A 16,513-nucleotide genomic window follows, 5' to 3' on the forward strand; every position below is an offset into this window, starting at 1 on the left:
CGGCTTAATAAATTAGTCTTTATTTTTTAACGAATTAGATAAAAGCAATTCCCTCAACGCCAGCGAGACCTGTTGCCATAAAACTTTCATAACCGCCCTTGACAAATGTTAAAAAAGTAATAGTTCTGGGGATAACCCCCTGAGGCTGGTGTTTTATTTTGTCACAGTCGAAATTTGGCTCGCGAACGCACTAATCCTCTCTGCGCTACGCTAAACATCCTGACACGCTACTGGTTTTTCATCCAGTGTTTTTTACTGGCAATCCTGGCCACAACGAGTAAAATTACTCACCTGCCGCTTATTCTGTCATCAGGTCGTCGCCCATGAGTAAACCGTTTAAACTGAATTCTGCTTTCCGTCCTTCCGGGGATCAGCCCGAGGCTATTCGTCGCCTGGAAGAGGGGCTGGAGGACGGGCTGGCGCACCAGACCCTGCTGGGGGTTACCGGTTCGGGCAAAACCTTCACCATTGCCAACGTCATTGCCGATCTCCAGCGTCCGACGATGGTTCTCGCGCCGAACAAAACGCTGGCGGCGCAGCTGTATGGTGAGATGAAAGAGTTCTTCCCGGAAAACGCGGTGGAGTATTTCGTCTCCTACTACGACTACTACCAGCCGGAAGCCTACGTTCCCAGCTCCGACACGTTTATCGAGAAAGATGCCTCGGTGAACGAACATATCGAGCAGATGCGTTTGTCGGCGACCAAGGCGCTGCTGGAGCGTCGTGATGTGGTGGTGGTCGCCTCGGTGTCGGCGATCTACGGCCTGGGCGATCCGGATCTCTATCTCAAGATGATGCTGCACCTGACGCAGGGGATGATCATCGATCAGCGTGCGATTTTGCGCCGTCTGGCGGAGTTGCAGTACACCCGTAACGATCAGGCGTTCCAGCGCGGGACCTTCCGCGTGCGCGGCGAGGTGATTGATATCTTCCCGGCGGAGTCGGACGATATGGCGCTGCGCGTAGAGCTGTTCGACGAAGAGGTTGAACGCCTGTCGCTGTTCGATCCGTTGACCGGTCACGTCGAGTCGGTGATCCAGCGCTTCACCATCTACCCGAAAACGCACTATGTAACGCCGCGCGAGCGTATTGTGCAGGCGATGGAAGAGATCAAAACCGAGCTGGCGGACCGCCGCAAGGTGCTGCTGGCGAACAATAAGCTGCTGGAAGAGCAGCGCCTGAGCCAGCGTACCCAGTTCGATCTGGAGATGATGAACGAGTTGGGCTACTGCTCCGGCATCGAAAACTACTCGCGCTACCTCTCCGGGCGCGGGCCGGGCGAAGCGCCGCCGACGCTGTTTGACTACCTTCCGGCGGACGGCCTGCTGGTGATCGACGAATCCCACGTTACGATCCCCCAGATCGGCGGGATGTACCGCGGTGACCGCGCGCGTAAAGAGACGCTGGTGGAGTACGGGTTCCGACTGCCGTCAGCGCTGGACAACCGTCCGATGAAGTTTGAAGAATTTGAGGCGCTTGCTCCGCAGACCATCTACGTATCGGCCACGCCGGGCAACTACGAGCTGGAAAAATCCGGTGATGACGTGGTGGACCAGGTGGTGCGTCCGACCGGGCTGCTGGATCCGATTATCGAGGTGCGTCCGGTGGCGACGCAGGTGGACGATCTGCTCTCGGAAATACGTGCCCGCTCCGCCATCAACGAGCGCGTGCTGGTTACCACGCTCACCAAACGTATGGCGGAAGATTTGACGGAGTATCTGGAAGAACACGGCGAGAAGGTGCGGTATCTGCACTCGGATATCGATACCGTGGAGCGTATGGAGATCATCCGCGATCTGCGTCTGGGCGAGTTCGACGTGCTGGTCGGCATTAACCTTCTGCGAGAAGGGCTGGATATGCCTGAGGTGTCGCTGGTGGCGATTCTGGACGCGGACAAAGAGGGCTTCCTGCGTTCCGAGCGCTCGCTGATCCAGACCATTGGCCGCGCCGCGCGTAACGTCAACGGGAAGGCGATCCTGTACGGGGATAAAATCACCCCGTCGATGGCCAAAGCGATTGGCGAAACGGAACGTCGTCGCGAGAAGCAGCAGCGCTACAACGAAGAGCACGGCATCACGCCGCAGGGGCTGAACAAGAAGGTGGTGGATATCCTGGCGCTGGGTCAGAACATTGCGAAGACCAAAGCGAAAGGCCGCGGCAAGGCCCGTTCAGTGGTGGAAGAGGATACCGTCGCGCTGACGCCGAAAGCGTTGCAGCAGAAGATCCACGAGCTGGAAGGGCAGATGATGCAGCATGCGCAGAACCTGGAGTTCGAAGAGGCCGCGCAAATCCGCGATCAGCTGCATCAGCTGCGGGATCTGTTTATTGCGGCATCGTAGTTTTTTGCCCGGTGGCGTTTTCTCCCTCTCCCTGTGGGAGAGGGCCGGGGTGAGGGCATCAGGCCGCACAAAACGAACCTAACCTAATGCCTGAATCGCCTTCTCCAGCGCCTCGCGCAGCAAATGGCGGTCGTGGCGATATTTAATATCGCTGGCTTCCAGCGGCTCCTGCACCACCACGCGATCGCCAATCCCCGATACATCCACTTTCGGCCCGACCACGACACCATCGATAATTTTCTTACCAACGTACTGTTCCATCAGGTCCAGCTTATCCGCCAGCGACAGGCTTGCCGCCGCCGGGCTGAGTTCGCGGCCTAAATTACCGATATAGACCATGGGCGCAGGCGTTCTGCGCAGCGCCTGCGCCAGCTCTTTCACCAGCAGGATCGGCATCAGGCTGGTATAAAAACTTCCCGGCCCAATCAGGATCAGATCGGCCTCGGCAATCGCTTCTACCGCTTCACGCGTTGCGGGTACGCTGGGGTAGGTCATTAGCTCTTTTGGCGGAAGAAGAAGCTGGTCGATATTCACTTCACCATACACTTCGTGATCGTCGGCATCGATCGCCATTAAATCCACCGGCTGTTCGGACATCGGGATCAGGAATGCATCCACCTTTAACAGGTTACGAATTAAATTGATCGCTTCCAGAGGGCGCACGCTCAGGTGATCAAGTGCCTTTAACATCAGATTTCCAAGGTTATGGCCTGAAAGTTCACCATTCCCGCCAAAACGGTACTCAAACATCGCCGAGGCCACGCTTGGCTCCGTGATAAGCTGGTTGAGGCAATTGCGCATGTCACCCCAGGCAATCCCGCCTTCAGCACGTCGGATCCGCCCGGTTGAGCCGCCGTTGTCCGTTGTTGTCACGATGCCCGTCAGGCGCGAGCCCAGTGACGATAACGACGACATCACTCGTCCCAGACCGTGACCTCCGCCAAGAGCGACCACACGGTCCAGATCCGCAAAAGTGCGATTGCGCATACCTATTCCTTATCCTGTTAAGCTTGCGTCACAGTAACGCAACTACTCCTAAAAGACGATGCCTCTCACAAACCATAATGACGTATATCAATGCGAAAGCGCTGTTTTTGCGTATTCTGTAGTGAAAATGCACGATAACATCGTTATATATAAATTTATATAGCGAAAAGCGACAATGGCGAAGTGGCGATTTCCACGCTACTATCGCCATAACCACGTTTTCAAAACTGAAAACATACACTCTAGCCCTGGCGCCTGTGTCGAGAGATATGGCGCCCTGGCCGTGGCGGATTTGCCACCAGGGTACAGAAAGAAATGACTGTGCCTCCCGATCTGGAAAGGTGTACATGGCTTCACAACTTACTGATGCTTTCGCGCGTAAGTTTTTCTACTTACGTTTGTCGATTACCGACGTGTGTAACTTCCGTTGCACCTACTGCCTGCCCGATGGCTACAAGCCGGGCAGCGTCACCAATAATGGCTTTCTCTCCGTGGATGAAGTACGCCGCGTCACGCGCGCGTTCTCTGAACTTGGCACGGAAAAAGTGCGTCTTACCGGGGGAGAGCCCTCCCTGCGCCGTGATTTCCCTGACATCATTGCCGCCGTGCGTGAAAACGAACGTATCCGCCAGATCGCGGTGACCACCAACGGTTACCGCATGGCGCGTGACGTGGCGAACTGGCGCGATGCGGGGCTGACGGCGATCAACGTCAGCGTCGATAGCCTGGACGCCCGTCAGTTCCACGCCATTACCGGCCAGGATAAGTTCCAGCAGGTGATGGACGGCATCGATGCCGCGTTCACCGCCGGTTTCGACAAGGTCAAAGTCAATACCGTGTTGATGCGTGATGTGAACCACCATCAGCTGGACACTTTCCTGGCGTGGATCAAACCGCGCCGCATTCAACTGCGTTTTATTGAGCTGATGGAGACCGGGGAGGGCAGTGAGCTGTTCCGTCGCCATCATATCTCCGGCATGGTTCTGCGCGACGAACTGATGAAACGCGGCTGGATCCACCAGATCCGCCAGCGCAGCGATGGCCCGGCGCAGGTCTTTTGTCATCCGGATTATGAAGGCGAAGTCGGCCTGATCATGCCCTATGAAAAAGACTTCTGTGCCAGCTGCAACCGCCTGCGCGTCTCCTCCGTCGGCAAGCTCCATCTTTGCCTGTTCGGGGATGGCGGCGTCGATCTGCGCGATTTGCTGGAAGATGACGCCCAGCAGGACGCGCTTGAAGCACGTATTTCCGAGGCGCTGACGCACAAAAAGCAGACCCATTTCCTGCATCAGGGCAACACCGGCATTACTCAGAACCTGTCCTATATCGGCGGGTAATCAGGCTTTAGAAGGAACCAGAAGATGAGTCAGGTAAGCGCGGAATTTATCCCGACACGCATTGCTATTCTTACCGTTTCCGAACGTCGTGGTGAAGAGGATGATACCTCTGGCCACTGGCTGCGCGAGGCGGCACACGAAGCCGGACACCAGATTGTTGATAAAGCGATCGTCAAAGAAAACCGTTACGCCATTCGCGCTCAGGTCTCACAGTGGATTGCGGGTGATGACGTCCAGGTGGTGCTGATCACTGGCGGCACCGGCTTTACCGCAGGCGACCAGGCACCGGAAGCGCTGCTCCCGCTGTTCGATCGCGAAGTGGAAGGCTTCGGCGAAGTGTTCCGCATGCTCTCCTTTGAAGAGATTGGCACCTCTACGCTTCAGTCCCGTGCCGTCGCGGGGGTGGCGAATAAGACGCTTATCTTCGCCATGCCGGGGTCGACCAAAGCCTGCCGCACCGCGTGGGAAAACATTATTGCCCCGCAGCTGGATGCCCGTACCCGTCCGTGTAATTTTCATCCCCATTTAAAGAAATAAGCTATGTCACAACTGACCCACATAAACGCCGCTGGCGAAGCGCATATGGTGGATGTCTCCGCCAAAGCCGAAACGGTGCGCGAGGCGCGTGCTGAAGCGTTCGTCACCATGCTGCCGGAGACGCTGGCGATGATTATCGACGGCAGCCATCACAAGGGTGACGTGTTTGCCACCGCCCGCATCGCCGGTATTCAGGCCGCTAAACGTACCTGGGACCTCATCCCGCTCTGCCATCCGCTGATGCTCAGCAAAGTGGAGGTAAATTTGCAGGCGCAGCCGGCGCATAACCGTGTGCGTATCGAGTCCCTGTGCCGCTTAACCGGGAAAACCGGCGTGGAGATGGAGGCGTTGACGGCGGCCTCCGTGGCGGCGCTGACCATCTACGACATGTGTAAAGCGGTACAGAAAGATATGGTGATTGGCCCGGTGCGTCTGCTGGCAAAAAGCGGCGGCAAATCCGGTGATTTTAAGGTGGAAAGCCATGATTAAGGTGCTCTTTTTTGCCCAGGTCCGTGAGCTGGTCAATACCGACAGCCTGACGCTGGACGGCTCTTTCGAAAATGTCGCCGCCCTGCGTGCGCATCTGGCGGCGCAAGGCGACCGCTGGGCGCTGGCGCTGGACGAAGGCAAACTGCTGGCCGCCGTGAACCAGACGCTGGTGGAGTTGACCCACCCGCTGGCCGATGGGGACGAAGTGGCCTTCTTCCCGCCGGTCACAGGGGGTTAAGATGACGGAAACCCGAATTCTGGTCGGCCATGAGCGTTTTAACGTGGGCACGGAATATGACTGGCTGGCCGGGCGCGACGAAGACGGCGCGGTCGTGACGTTTACCGGGAAAGTGCGTAATCATAATCTCGGCGACAGCGTAAAAGCGCTGACGCTGGAGCACTATCCGGGAATGACCGAAAAATCGCTGGCGGCCATTGTGGAAGAGGCGCGAGGCCGCTGGCCACTAGGGCGCGTTACGGTTATCCATCGCATCGGCGAAATGTGGCCCGGCGAAGAGATTGTGTTTGTCGGCGTCACCAGCGCCCATCGCGGGAGTGCTTTTGCGGCGGGGGAGTTCATCATGGATTACCTTAAAACCAAAGCGCCGTTCTGGAAGCGTGAAGCGACGCCGGAAGGTGAGCGCTGGGTGGAATCACGCGACAGCGATAAACATGCCGCCAGCCGTTGGTAGTTGGTTTACGCGGATGTGTTACTCTTAACGTGTGTGTTTACTTAATCAGGAGTGAATCATGGACCGATTTCCGCGTTCCGATTCGATAGTTCAGCAGACCCGTAGCGGGCTGCAAACCTACATGGCTCAGGTGTATGGCTGGATGACGGTTGGCCTGCTGCTTACCGCGTTTATCGCGTGGTATGCGGCAAATACGCCTGAACTGATGATGTTTATCTTCTCAAGCAAAATCACCTTCTTTGGGCTGATTATTGCGCAACTGGCGCTGGTGTTCGTGCTCTCCGGGCTGGTGCACAAGCTCAGCGCGGGTATGGCGACCACGCTGTTTATGCTCTATTCGGCGCTGACCGGGCTGACGCTTTCCAGTATTTTCATCGTTTACACCTACTCTTCCATCGCCAGCACGTTTGTGGTGACCGGCGGGATGTTCGGTGTGATGAGCCTGTACGGTTACACCACCAAACGTGACCTGAGCGGCTTCGGCAACATGCTGTTTATGGGGCTGATTGGGATTGTGCTGGCGTCGCTGGTGAACCTGTGGCTGAAGAGTGACGCGCTGATGTGGGCGGTGACCTATATCGGGGTGGTGATCTTCGTGGGCTTAACCGCTTACGATACCCAGAAGCTGAAAAACATCGGTGAACAAATTGATGTTCGCGACAGTTCAAACCTGCGCAAATACTCGATTCTGGGCGCGCTGACGCTTTATCTGGACTTCATCAACCTGTTCCTGATGCTGCTGCGTATCTTCGGCAACCGTCGCTAGTTATTTCCCCCTCACCCTAACCCTCTCCCTCAGGGAGAGGGGATTGCACGGTGCGGGCTTTTCTCCCTCTCCCCGTGGGAGAGGGCCGGGGTGAGGGCATCAGACCGCAGCGCTACCCGACACAACTCACTTCGCCAACATCCTCTCGTTCTTCGCGCGCAGCTTCTTCGCCCGACTCTCCAGCACCAGATAACAGACCGTTGCCAGCGCCAGCGGCAGGAAGTAGTAGATCATGCGGTACGCGAGCAGGGCGGCGATAATCGTCCCGTGAGACACATGCTCCCCCGCAAGCAGCGCGATAAACACCGCCTCCAGTACGCCAATACCCGCCGGAATATGCACAATCACCCCGGCAATACTGCTTACCAGCAGCACGCCCAGCACGAAGAAGTAGTTCACATCTTCGCCAATCAACAGCCAGATAATGGCCCCCATCGCCATCCAGTTAGCGCTGGAAACCACCATTTGCAGGACGGCAAACTTCCATGACGGCAGCACCAGCTTCTGGCCTTTAATGGTCATGTGACGACGTTTGGCAAAGGCGCAGGCCCACAGGTAGGCGGCGATGATCAGCAGCAGTACGATGCCCAGGATGCGCAGGGTAGCCTCATCGATGTACCAGTGCGCAGGCAGCTGCACCACGCCGATGGTGAAAATCACCCCGCCCAGCAGGATATACCCCAGCCAGTTGGTGGTGATGCTTAAGGAGAAAATACGCGTGATGGTGCCGCCCGGTAAGCCAAGGCGGGAGTACAGGCGATAGCGCATACCAATCCCGCCCACCCAGGTGCTCAGCGTCAGGTTAAAGGCATAGCAGATGAATGACACCAGCATAACCTGCCGTTTGGCAAGCTTATGTCCGCAGTAGGCACGTCCCAGCAGGTCATAGCAGCCGTACATCAGGTAGCTCACAATCACCAGCCCAACGGCCCCCAGCAGGACTGTCCGGTTGTAGTTGCGAATAACTTTCCACACCTCTTCCCAGTCCACCTTTTGGGCATACACCACCAGCAGGACCGCGACGGCAATGAAGAACAGCCAGGTCAGGATTTTTTTCGCCAGCCGCCAGCGAGGATGAGATTTCGACATCAGGTTTTCCCTCCATCTTCCGCCTCTACGCGGTCCTGGGTTTCCATTTCGGGTTGCACAGGCGGATCCACCAGCGCCAGTTTCGGCGTATGCGCGGGCAGCCAGCCCACCATGGCCGGGAAGTGGCGCAGGAAGTGGAACACCACCACGCCGATGCCCACGTTCCACCAGCTCCGTTTCGGCACCATGGACTCATCCACACGCACGCAGTCTTTATTGATAAGACCCTGAAGGTTATCGCGCAGGGTCTGATTAAACTGGCGATCGTGGATGATCAGGTTCGCTTCCAGATTGAGCGATAAGCTCAGCGGATCGAGGTTGCTGGAGCCAACGGTCGCCCAGTGGTCATCCATCACGGCGACTTTGCCGTGCAGCGGGCGGCGGCGATATTCATAGATCTGCACGCCGCTTTTGACCAGATAGCGATAGAGCAGACGCGCGCCCACCTTCACAATCGGCATATCGGGCTCACCCTGCACGATAAGCTTCACGCTCACGCCGCGTCGGGCCGCGTTGCGCATGGCGTGCAAAATCCGGTAACCGGGGAAGAAATAGGCGTTGGCGATAATCACCTCGCGCTTCGCGTTCGCCAGCATCTTCAGGTAATGACGCTCGATATCGTCCCGGTGCTCCTCGTTATCCCGCCAGACGAACAGCGCCTGCGCCTCGCCGGGCTTGCGGTTCTCTTCCGGGCGATGACGGCGTCGCCACCAGCGGCGAGCGGCCTCTTTGCCGGGTAAGTTTTCCAGCACGAACAGCTGGATGTCCTGAACCACCGGTCCTTCGATACGGATCGCGTAGTCCTGTTTAGCTTCGGGACCGTAATCCGACATATGCTCGGCGGAGTAGTTAATGCCGCCAACGAAGGCCACCGTTTCATCCACCACCACAATTTTGCGGTGCATTCGACGGAACAGGTTGGTGCGCATGCCGAACAGACGCGGGCCGGGATCGTAATAGCGGAACACCACCCCTGCGGCGGTGAGCTCGTTAACAAATTCGTCGCTGAGATCCGGCGAACCATATCCGTCGAGCAGAACCTCGATTTTTACACCGCGACGGGCGGCATGCAGCAGTGCGCTGTGCAACTGCCTGCCCACGTCGTCTTCAAACCAGATAAACGTTTCGAGAAAGACTTTCTGCTGTGCGTGGCTAATCGCCTCAAAAACCGCCGGATAAAAGTTATCGCCATTTTCCAGCAGCGTAATACGGTTACCTTCCTGCCATGTGCATTTCATAAGTGGATCTCCGCGCTGAGTGGGGCATGGTCGGAGAGATGTCGCCAGTTGAGTAAAGCCAGCGCAGTCGGGCTGCTGGCGTGGGCATTTTTTACGTAAATGCGGTCAAGGCGCAGCAGGGGGAAGCGCACCGGAAACGTCCGCGCGGGACGACCGCGTGAGCGGGTAAAGATCTCCTCCAGGCCCGCCTTCACCTTCAGCGGATGGTTGGCCCGCTGTCGCCAGTCGTTGAAATCACCGGCCACCACTACGGGCTCGCCCTCCGGCAGCGCATTGGTCCAGTCTGCCAGCATCTGTAGCTGGGCCTGACGGTGGGCTTCACGCAGGCCAAGATGAACACAGCCCACATGAATGGGAAAATCGAGCGCCGGGGGGGTGATACGACAGTATAACAGCCCGCGTTTTTCGCTCTCGCCAACGGAGACGTCGCGGTTCTCATAATGCTCGATAGGAAAACGCGACAGCACCGCGTTACCGTGATGCCCCTCCGGGTAGACCGCATTGCGCCCGTAGGCGTAATCGCTCCACATGGTATCCGCCAGAAACTCGTAGTGGGGCGTGTCGGGCCAGTTTTCGAAATGCATAGGGTGCACTTCGTGCGCGCCCATGACCTCCTGGAGGCAGACAATATCGGCGCTGACGGTGCGTACCGCGTCGCGCAGCTCCGGTAAAATGAAGCGGCGGTTAAATGCTGTGAAGCCCTTATGAATGTTTATCGTCAGCACCTTAAGCGAGAAATGCTGCGTTTTTTTGCTCATAAACACCTTCCTGGGTGACTATCCCGATGAAAATAAAGTGTAGTAGGCGTCACAAAAAGATGCGGCGTTACGGAATTTTCCGTAAAGTGCGGTAGTCTGAATTAGCAGAGAAAAATCCTTCAGGAGAGAAGCCATGAAGTGGCAACAACGCGTTCGTGTCGCAACCGGTTTGAGTTGCTGGCAGATAATGTTGCATTTACTGGTCGTGGCCGTACTGGTGATGGGCTGGATGAGCGGCACGCTGGTGCGTGTCGGCTTAGGGTTATGCGTGGTTTACGGCGTGACCGTGCTGTCGATGCTGTTTTTACAGCGTCACCACGACGCGCGCTGGCGTGAAGTGGGTGATGTGCTCGAAGAGCTCACCACCACCTGGTATTTTGGTGCGGCAATGATCGTCCTGTGGCTGTTGTCACGCGTGCTGCAAAACAACCTGCTGCTGGCCCTGGCGGGTCTGGCTATCCTCGCAGGGCCTGCGGTGGTGTCGTTGCTCACCAAAGAGAAAAAGCTACGCGATGTTTCGTCTAAACATCGCATAGGCCACTGAGCCCGTTGTGGCCGCGATGACCAGTAGCGGCCACAAACTTCCCCACACAATATCCAGACTCGCATCCTTCAGATAGATTTGCTTGGTGATATCCGTGAAGTGACGAATTGGGTTTATCCACGTCAAATCCTGTAACCACACCGGCATGTTCTCCACTGGCGAAACATACCCTGAAAGCAAAATCGCCGGCATCATAAAGACAAACACCCCGATAAACGCCTGCTGCTGCGTTGAGCAGAGCGCGGAAATCAGCAGCCCAAACCCCACCAGCGACAGGCCGTAAATCACCATCGTGAAGTAAAACAGCGCCAGCGATCCGGCAAACGGGATCTGGTACGCCCATATTCCCACCCCCAGCACGATGGTGGCCTGGAACGTCGCGACAATCAGTGCCGGCACCGCCTTGCCGACAAATATCTGCCAGGTGGCGAGCGGTGAGACCAGCAGCTGATCCAGCGTACCTTGCTCACGTTCGCGCGCCACGGACAGCGAGGTGACAATCATCACGCCAATGGTGGTGATCATGGCGATTAATGACGGCACCACAAACCATTTATAGTCCAGGTTCGGGTTGTACCAGTTGCGCACCACCAGCTCGCTGTTGTTGGGTTTGGGTTTGCCTGCCATCAGCTCCTGCTGGTAATCCTTCACCACCTGTTGCAAATAGTTCGCCGCAATCTGGGCGCTGTTGGAGTTACGTCCGTCGAGGATCAGCTGCATCGGCGCGGTCTGGAATGTGTCCAGGTTGCGGGAGAAGTCCGCCGGGAAGCGCACCAGCAATAATGCTTTCTGCGTGTCGATGGTGGGCTGGATCGCCTGCGGGCTTTCCAGAAGCAGGACATGGGTAAAGGCTTTGGCGCGGGCGAAACGCTGCGTCAGCTCGACGGAATGCTTGCCGTTGTCTTCGTTGTAAATGGCGATGGTGGCGTTGGTGACCTCCAGCGTGGCGGCAAACGGAAACAGTACAACCTGAAGCAGCACCGGCAGCACCAGAATGGCGCGGGTCTGCGGCTCGCGCAGCAAGGATTGCAGCTCTTTGCGGATCAATGTCCATAAACGGTGAAACATCGCGTCGTCCTCCTGTCGGGTGGCGCTTGCGCTTACCCGACCTACATAATCCGATGGCTAATCTAATCTTCTTTTCGTTTTCATCCACGTCAGCCCGATAAACATCACCGCCGACGCCAGCAAAAACAGGGTGTTGATAATCAGCACCACCGGAATATTTCCCGCCAGGAACAGGCTTTGCAGGGTGCTCACAAAGTAGCGCGCCGGAATGATGTACGTCACGGCGCGGATCACCGCCGGCATACTGTCTATCTGGAAGATAAAGCCGGAGAGCATAATCGACGGCAGGAAGGCGGCATTAAGCGCCACCTGCGCGGCGTTAAACTGGTTGCGGGTGATGGTGGAAATTAACAGTCCCATCCCCAGCGTGCTGAGCAAAAACAGGCTGGTAATAAAGAACAGCAGCACCAGCGAGCCGCGGTACGGCACGCCAAGAATAAATACCGAGACCAGCATACACAGCAGCATCGCCAGCATGCCGAGGAAGTAGTAGGGGATCAGCTTGCAGAGCAGCAGCTCGACGCGCGTCACTTCGGTCGAGAGCAGCGCCTCCATGGTGCCGCGCTCCCATTCGCGGGCGATCACCAGCGAGGTGAGGATCGCGCCAATCACCGTCATGATGATGGTGACCGCCCCCGGAATAATAAAATGCTGGCTGATGGCGGCGGGGTTAAACCAGTAGCGCGTCTGCACGTCAATCAGCGGTTCAAACTCCTCCCCCCGGTCTTCGGCGCGCTGCATCTGCCAGAGCTGCCAGATCCCCTCCGCATAGCCCTGCACGAAGTTGGCGGTGTTAGGCTCGCTGCCGTCGGTGATCACCTGAATTGGCGCATCGGCGCCCGGGCGTGCCATATTGGCGGCAAAATCGACCGGAATGACGATCAGACCGCGAATTTTTCCGGCCTGCATTTTCTGGATCAGTTCCTGCCGGTTGTCGCTGATGGTGGCATCGATGTAGGGCGAGCCGGTCATGGCGTGGGTGAAGTCCAGCGCCTCTTCGCTCTGCTGCTCCAGCAAAATCCCGACCCGCAGCTTGCTGGAGTCGAGGTTAATCCCGTAGCCGAAAATAAACAGCAGCAGCAGGGGGATCACCACCGCAATCAGCCAGCTGCTGGGGTCACGCACAATCTGCCGCGTCTCTTTGACGCACAGGGCGCGCACCCGGCGCCAGGAAAGGGCGTTACTGCGCATGAGTATTCTCCTTATCCCAGTCGTGGATGAGGGTGATAAACGCCTGCTCCATGGTCGGGTCTGGCTGCGCGTCGTCGGCGGCCTGCGCTTTCAGGTCATCCGGGGTGCCGTGGGCAATCAGCTTGCCGCGATAGACCAGCCCGATGCGGTCGCAATACTCTGCCTCGTCCATAAAGTGGGTGGTGACCATCACGGTCACGCCTTTTTCCACCATGCTATTGATATGCAGCCAGAATTCGCGGCGGGTGAGGGGGTCCACGCCTGAAGTCGGTTCATCAAGAAACAGGATATCCGGCTCGTGCATCAGTGAGCAGGCCAGCGCCAGCCGCTGTTTGAAGCCAAGCGGCAGAGCGTCGGTAGCGTGTGAGGCGATATCGGTCAGGCCGAAGGCGTCGCACATGCGGCCGATCTTCTCATTCTGTGCCCGTCCCCGCAGGCCATAGACGCCGGAGAAAAATCGCAGATTTTGCTCCACCGTCAGGTTGCCGTAGAGCGAAAACTTCTGCGCCATATAGCCCAGGTGCTGGCGCGCCTTGCCGGAGCTGACTTTGAGATCCATGTTCAGCACCAGCGCTTTGCCGGAGGTTGGTACCAGCAGGCCGCACATCATTTTAAAGGTGGTGGATTTCCCCGCGCCGTTCGGCCCGAGCAGGCCAAATATCTCGCCGCGCTTCACGGCAAAATTGACGTTATCGGTGGCGGCGAAATCGCCGAATTTTTTGGTGAGCGATTTCGCTTCAATGACCGTTTCGCCCGCCGTGCCTTCCACCGTGTGCAGGATGGCGCCAAGCGGTGATTCTGAGGTTCCCGCCCCGCCCAGCAGATCGATAAACGCATCTTCAAAGCGCGGCGCGGTCTCTGTCATGTCGATCTCAGGCATACCCTGCGCACGGCGGATATCGTCGGCGGAAGTCTCTTTTTTGAGGATCACGCGCACCGAACGGCCCTGAATCATCCCGTCGCTCACCTGCGGCAGCTTCAGTACCCGTTGCAGCAGCTTGCGGTTGGACTCCTGCGCGCTGTGCAGCAGAAAACTGCGCCCGGCCATGGTTTGCGTCAGCTCGGTGGGTTCGCCCTGATAGAGCAGTTCGCCTTCATTCATCAGCAGCACGTCGCGGCACTGCTCTGCTTCATCAAGGTAAGAGGTACTCCAGAGGATCAGCATGCCGTCACCCGCCAGCTCGTGCACCATCTGCCACAGCTCGCGGCGGGAAATCGGGTCCACGCCCACGCCGGGTTCATCCAGCAATAGCACCTTCGGTTCGCCCACCAGCGTGCAGGCCAGCCCCAGCTTCTGCTTCATCCCGCCGGAAAGTTTGCCCGCCAGCCGGTCGGTGAACGGGCCGAGGGAGGTAAACGCCAGCAGACGCTGGAAGGTTTTCTGCCGGGTTTCGCCGGTAACGCTGCGCAGATCGGCATACAGATTGAGGTTTTCCATTACCGTCAGATCTTCGTACAGACCAAACTTCTGCGGCATATAGCCGAGCATGCCGTGGAGCGCCGCGTCGTCTTTGATCGGATCGAGGCCAAGCACGCTGGCACTGCCTTCATCCGGCTTCAGCAATCCCGCCAGCATCCGCATCAGCGTGGTTTTACCCGCGCCGTCCGGCCCCACCAGCCCGGTCACATAGCCTTTCTGAATCGTACAATTCAGCGGTGCGACCGCCGGTTTGGCCATTCCCGGGAAGCGTTTGACCAGATTGTTGAGCTGGATAACCGCATCATTCATGTCGTTCCCCGTCGTTTAAGGTCACGGTAACAGGCATGCCCTGACGCAGCGCGTCGTCCGCATCGGTGACGATGATGCGCAGGCGATACACCAGGTCGGTACGCAGGTCCGGGGTTTCAACGGTTTTTGGCGTGAACTCGGCGGTAGGGGAGACGAAGCCCACTTTGCCGTGATACGGCTTGTCCGGGCGACCGTCGGTACAGAGCAGCAGTTCGCGGCCCGGCTGCATCTGGCCAAGATTTGGCTCATCAATGTAAGCGCGCACCCACACCGGACGGGTTAAGGAGAGCGTTAACACGGTGCTGCCCGCGCTGAGCATGCTGCCCGGCTCCACAGCGCGGGTCATCAGCGTGCCGTCAGACGGGGCGATTAACGTGGTGTCGTGCAGATCCAGCTCCGCCTGGGCTAACTGCGCCTGCGCCTGCTCAAGGCTGGCCTTCGCCTGGGCAATGTCCTGCGCACGGTTACCGGTGCGGTACTGGCTTAGCTTATCCTGGGCAGATTTCAGCGTCGCCTGCGCCTGGTCGCGGGATGAGCGCGCGTTTTCCAGGTCGTTGGCGGAAATAGTGCGGCTTTTCCATAAGCCTTGCTGACGGTTATAGAAATTCTGCGCATAGTCATAGGCGGCTTTTGCCTGCTTAACGGCAGCGGCCGCCTGGGAGATCTCTTCGTCACGGTAGCCCGCCAGCATCAGGTCGTATTGCGCCTGTGCGACGGAAACGCCTGCTTTTGCCTGCATCAGCGCGTTCTCAAACGGGGCTTTGTCCAGCATTCCCAGCGTCTGCCCGGCTTTGATGGCATCGCCTTCGTCAACGTTCAGCGAGGCCAGCCGTCCGCCGACGCGGAAGCTCATGTTCACGGTGCGGATATCCACGTTGCCGTACAGCGTCAGGCCACGATCCTGCTGGCTCTGATACCACAGCCAGCCACCGATTCCCGCAGCAAGTAACACAACAACCACCAGAATGATGGCGACAGGTTTTTTCATGACTTCTGGCTCCTTTGCGTTAAGCCTTGCAGGATCAGATCAACGTGACAGGTAATGACCTGGCTAATTTGCGCGGCTTTATCCTCATCGAATTGTGTCCAGCCCGTACGTAACAGGATGGTCTCACGCCCCAGACGGAAGGCGAGCACTTCGCCCAGCAGGGCGTGGGTATGCAAAATGGTGTCGGTATCGCTGGCGTCCCGTCCGGTATAGGCGGCGATCAGCCGGGTCAGATGGCTGTGCATCGGGGCGATCACCTGATCGTGCACCAGCTGGTACGCTGTAGTGGGGGAGAGCTGCTCGCGGGAGATAAATTTGCTCAGGTTCAGCGTATCGTCGTGCGTCAGCAAGCGGATCATGTTGTGACAGGCGTTAAGGATCAGCTGGCGGATGGCAGCCCGGTCAGGCTCTGGCTGGCTGAACAGCGCGGTGGCTTCTTCCACGTGCGGGCGAAAGCTGGTGCCGATAAAATCCGCGATCCACTGGGCGCAGGCGAGGTATAAATCCTCTTTTGAGCCAAAATAGTAGGTGATGGCCGCAATATTCTGCCCGGCCTGAGCGGCGATATCCCGCGTGGTGGCATGCAGACCATACTCGCCAAACTGCGCCAGCGCGGCGGCGATAAGCTGACTTTTCGCCTGTTCGCCTTTGGTTGTCGTTGGGGTTGTATTCATAGCAGCATTAAAAATTAATCAATCGATTGATTAAGATTATGCCTGATTTGCGCAAACGTCGAGTCATCGCCGGGGATATTTTATGCG

At 57.6% G+C, this 16,513-nt stretch carries 17 protein-coding genes and 1 riboswitch; of the genes, 8 read left to right on the forward strand and 9 right to left on the reverse strand.

Annotated elements, in window-relative coordinates:
• Window positions 1-323 precede the first annotated feature (323 nt).
• On the forward strand, window positions 324-2,339 hold the full coding sequence (gene uvrB / locus ACQG1Y_RS07190; protein ID WP_015571085.1) for an excinuclease ABC subunit UvrB: 2,016 nt from the start codon (window positions 324-326) through the stop codon (window positions 2,337-2,339).
• A 78-nt stretch (window positions 2,340-2,417) separates the two neighbouring features.
• Here uvrB and yvcK read toward each other — a convergent pair whose 3' ends face one another.
• Window positions 2,418-3,326 (reverse strand): uridine diphosphate-N-acetylglucosamine-binding protein YvcK, encoded by a 909-nt coding sequence (gene yvcK / locus ACQG1Y_RS07195; protein WP_017384936.1) that lies wholly within the window; start codon window positions 3,324-3,326, stop codon window positions 2,418-2,420.
• A 226-nt stretch (window positions 3,327-3,552) separates the two neighbouring features.
• A riboswitch (molybdenum cofactor riboswitch) is annotated at window positions 3,553-3,686 on the forward strand.
• Here yvcK and moaA point away from each other — a divergent pair.
• From moaA to ACQG1Y_RS07225, 6 genes are all read left to right on the forward strand, one after another.
• Window positions 3,674-4,663 (forward strand): GTP 3',8-cyclase MoaA, encoded by a 990-nt coding sequence (moaA, locus tag ACQG1Y_RS07200; RefSeq protein WP_126495297.1) that lies wholly within the window; start codon window positions 3,674-3,676, stop codon window positions 4,661-4,663. (Overlaps the previous riboswitch by 13 nt.)
• 24 nt (window positions 4,664-4,687) lie before the next feature.
• Window positions 4,688-5,200, forward strand: coding sequence for a molybdenum cofactor biosynthesis protein B (moaB, locus tag ACQG1Y_RS07205; protein ID WP_015571084.1), 513 nt, complete (start codon window positions 4,688-4,690; stop codon window positions 5,198-5,200).
• Window positions 5,201-5,203: 3 nt separating this feature from the next.
• A complete protein-coding gene (gene moaC / locus ACQG1Y_RS07210) occupies window positions 5,204-5,689 on the forward strand; it encodes a cyclic pyranopterin monophosphate synthase MoaC (RefSeq protein ID WP_017384934.1) in 486 nt (161 codons plus the stop codon).
• Window positions 5,682-5,927 (forward strand): molybdopterin synthase sulfur carrier subunit, encoded by a 246-nt coding sequence (gene moaD / locus ACQG1Y_RS07215; protein WP_003858510.1) that lies wholly within the window; start codon window positions 5,682-5,684, stop codon window positions 5,925-5,927. The genes moaC and moaD overlap by 8 nt, the downstream gene beginning before the upstream one ends.
• A gap of 1 nt (window position 5,928) precedes the next feature.
• Window positions 5,929-6,381 carry a molybdopterin synthase catalytic subunit MoaE gene (moaE, locus tag ACQG1Y_RS07220; RefSeq protein ID WP_015571082.1) on the forward strand — a complete coding sequence of 151 codons (453 nt, stop codon included), beginning with the start codon at window positions 5,929-5,931 and terminating at the stop codon, window positions 6,379-6,381.
• Between the two features lie 58 nt (window positions 6,382-6,439).
• A complete protein-coding gene (locus ACQG1Y_RS07225) occupies window positions 6,440-7,147 on the forward strand; it encodes a Bax inhibitor-1/YccA family protein (RefSeq protein ID WP_015571081.1) in 708 nt (235 codons plus the stop codon).
• Between the two features lie 126 nt (window positions 7,148-7,273).
• On the opposite strand, the gene ACQG1Y_RS07230 is transcribed toward ACQG1Y_RS07225, so the two are convergent.
• Genes ACQG1Y_RS07230 through ACQG1Y_RS07240 form a run of 3 tightly spaced genes read right to left on the reverse strand, consistent with a single transcriptional unit; the run spans window position 7,274 to window position 10,232 of the window.
• Complete coding sequence (locus ACQG1Y_RS07230; protein WP_015571080.1) at window positions 7,274-8,236, reverse strand: lysylphosphatidylglycerol synthase domain-containing protein; 963 nt, start codon at window positions 8,234-8,236, stop codon at window positions 7,274-7,276.
• Window positions 8,236-9,474 (reverse strand): cardiolipin synthase ClsB, encoded by a 1,239-nt coding sequence (gene clsB / locus ACQG1Y_RS07235; protein ID WP_015571079.1) that lies wholly within the window; start codon window positions 9,472-9,474, stop codon window positions 8,236-8,238. Before clsB ends, ACQG1Y_RS07230 begins: the two co-directional genes overlap by 1 nt.
• Entirely contained in the window at window positions 9,471-10,232 is a 762-nt protein-coding gene (locus ACQG1Y_RS07240) for an endonuclease/exonuclease/phosphatase family protein (RefSeq protein ID WP_017384933.1), read from the reverse strand. Before ACQG1Y_RS07240 ends, clsB begins: the two co-directional genes overlap by 4 nt.
• A gap of 133 nt (window positions 10,233-10,365) precedes the next feature.
• On the opposite strand from ACQG1Y_RS07240, the gene ACQG1Y_RS07245 reads away from it, so the two are divergent.
• Window positions 10,366-10,776, forward strand: a complete 411-nt coding sequence (locus tag ACQG1Y_RS07245) for a YbhQ family protein (protein ID WP_003858499.1) — start codon at window positions 10,366-10,368, stop codon at window positions 10,774-10,776.
• On the opposite strand, the gene ACQG1Y_RS07250 is transcribed toward ACQG1Y_RS07245, so the two are convergent.
• The 5 genes from ACQG1Y_RS07250 to cecR are packed head-to-tail and all read right to left on the reverse strand — an operon-like array spanning window position 10,738 to window position 16,426.
• The gene (locus ACQG1Y_RS07250) at window positions 10,738-11,844 is read right to left on the reverse strand and encodes an ABC transporter permease (protein ID WP_017384932.1); all 1,107 of its coding nucleotides are present in this window, start codon (window positions 11,842-11,844) and stop codon (window positions 10,738-10,740) included. The two genes, ACQG1Y_RS07245 and ACQG1Y_RS07250, sit on opposite strands and share 39 nt — an antisense overlap.
• Before the next feature lie 57 nt (window positions 11,845-11,901).
• Window positions 11,902-13,035, reverse strand: coding sequence for an ABC transporter permease (locus ACQG1Y_RS07255; RefSeq protein WP_045343735.1), 1,134 nt, complete (start codon window positions 13,033-13,035; stop codon window positions 11,902-11,904).
• Window positions 13,025-14,764 carry an ATP-binding cassette domain-containing protein gene (locus ACQG1Y_RS07260; protein WP_045337871.1) on the reverse strand — a complete coding sequence of 580 codons (1,740 nt, stop codon included), beginning with the start codon at window positions 14,762-14,764 and terminating at the stop codon, window positions 13,025-13,027. The genes ACQG1Y_RS07255 and ACQG1Y_RS07260 overlap by 11 nt, the downstream gene beginning before the upstream one ends.
• Complete coding sequence (gene hlyD / locus ACQG1Y_RS07265; RefSeq protein WP_368740467.1) at window positions 14,757-15,752, reverse strand: secretion protein HlyD; 996 nt, start codon at window positions 15,750-15,752, stop codon at window positions 14,757-14,759. The genes ACQG1Y_RS07260 and hlyD overlap by 8 nt, the downstream gene beginning before the upstream one ends.
• Window positions 15,749-16,426: a transcriptional regulator CecR gene (gene cecR, locus ACQG1Y_RS07270; RefSeq protein ID WP_017384928.1), complete on the reverse strand. Its 678-nt coding sequence runs from the start codon at window positions 16,424-16,426 to the stop codon at window positions 15,749-15,751. Before cecR ends, hlyD begins: the two co-directional genes overlap by 4 nt.
• Window positions 16,427-16,513 lie beyond the last annotated feature (87 nt).

The organism is Enterobacter cloacae complex sp. 397G4 (assembly GCF_050031515.1).
Classification (GTDB): Bacteria; Pseudomonadota; Gammaproteobacteria; order Enterobacterales; family Enterobacteriaceae; genus Enterobacter; species Enterobacter hormaechei_C.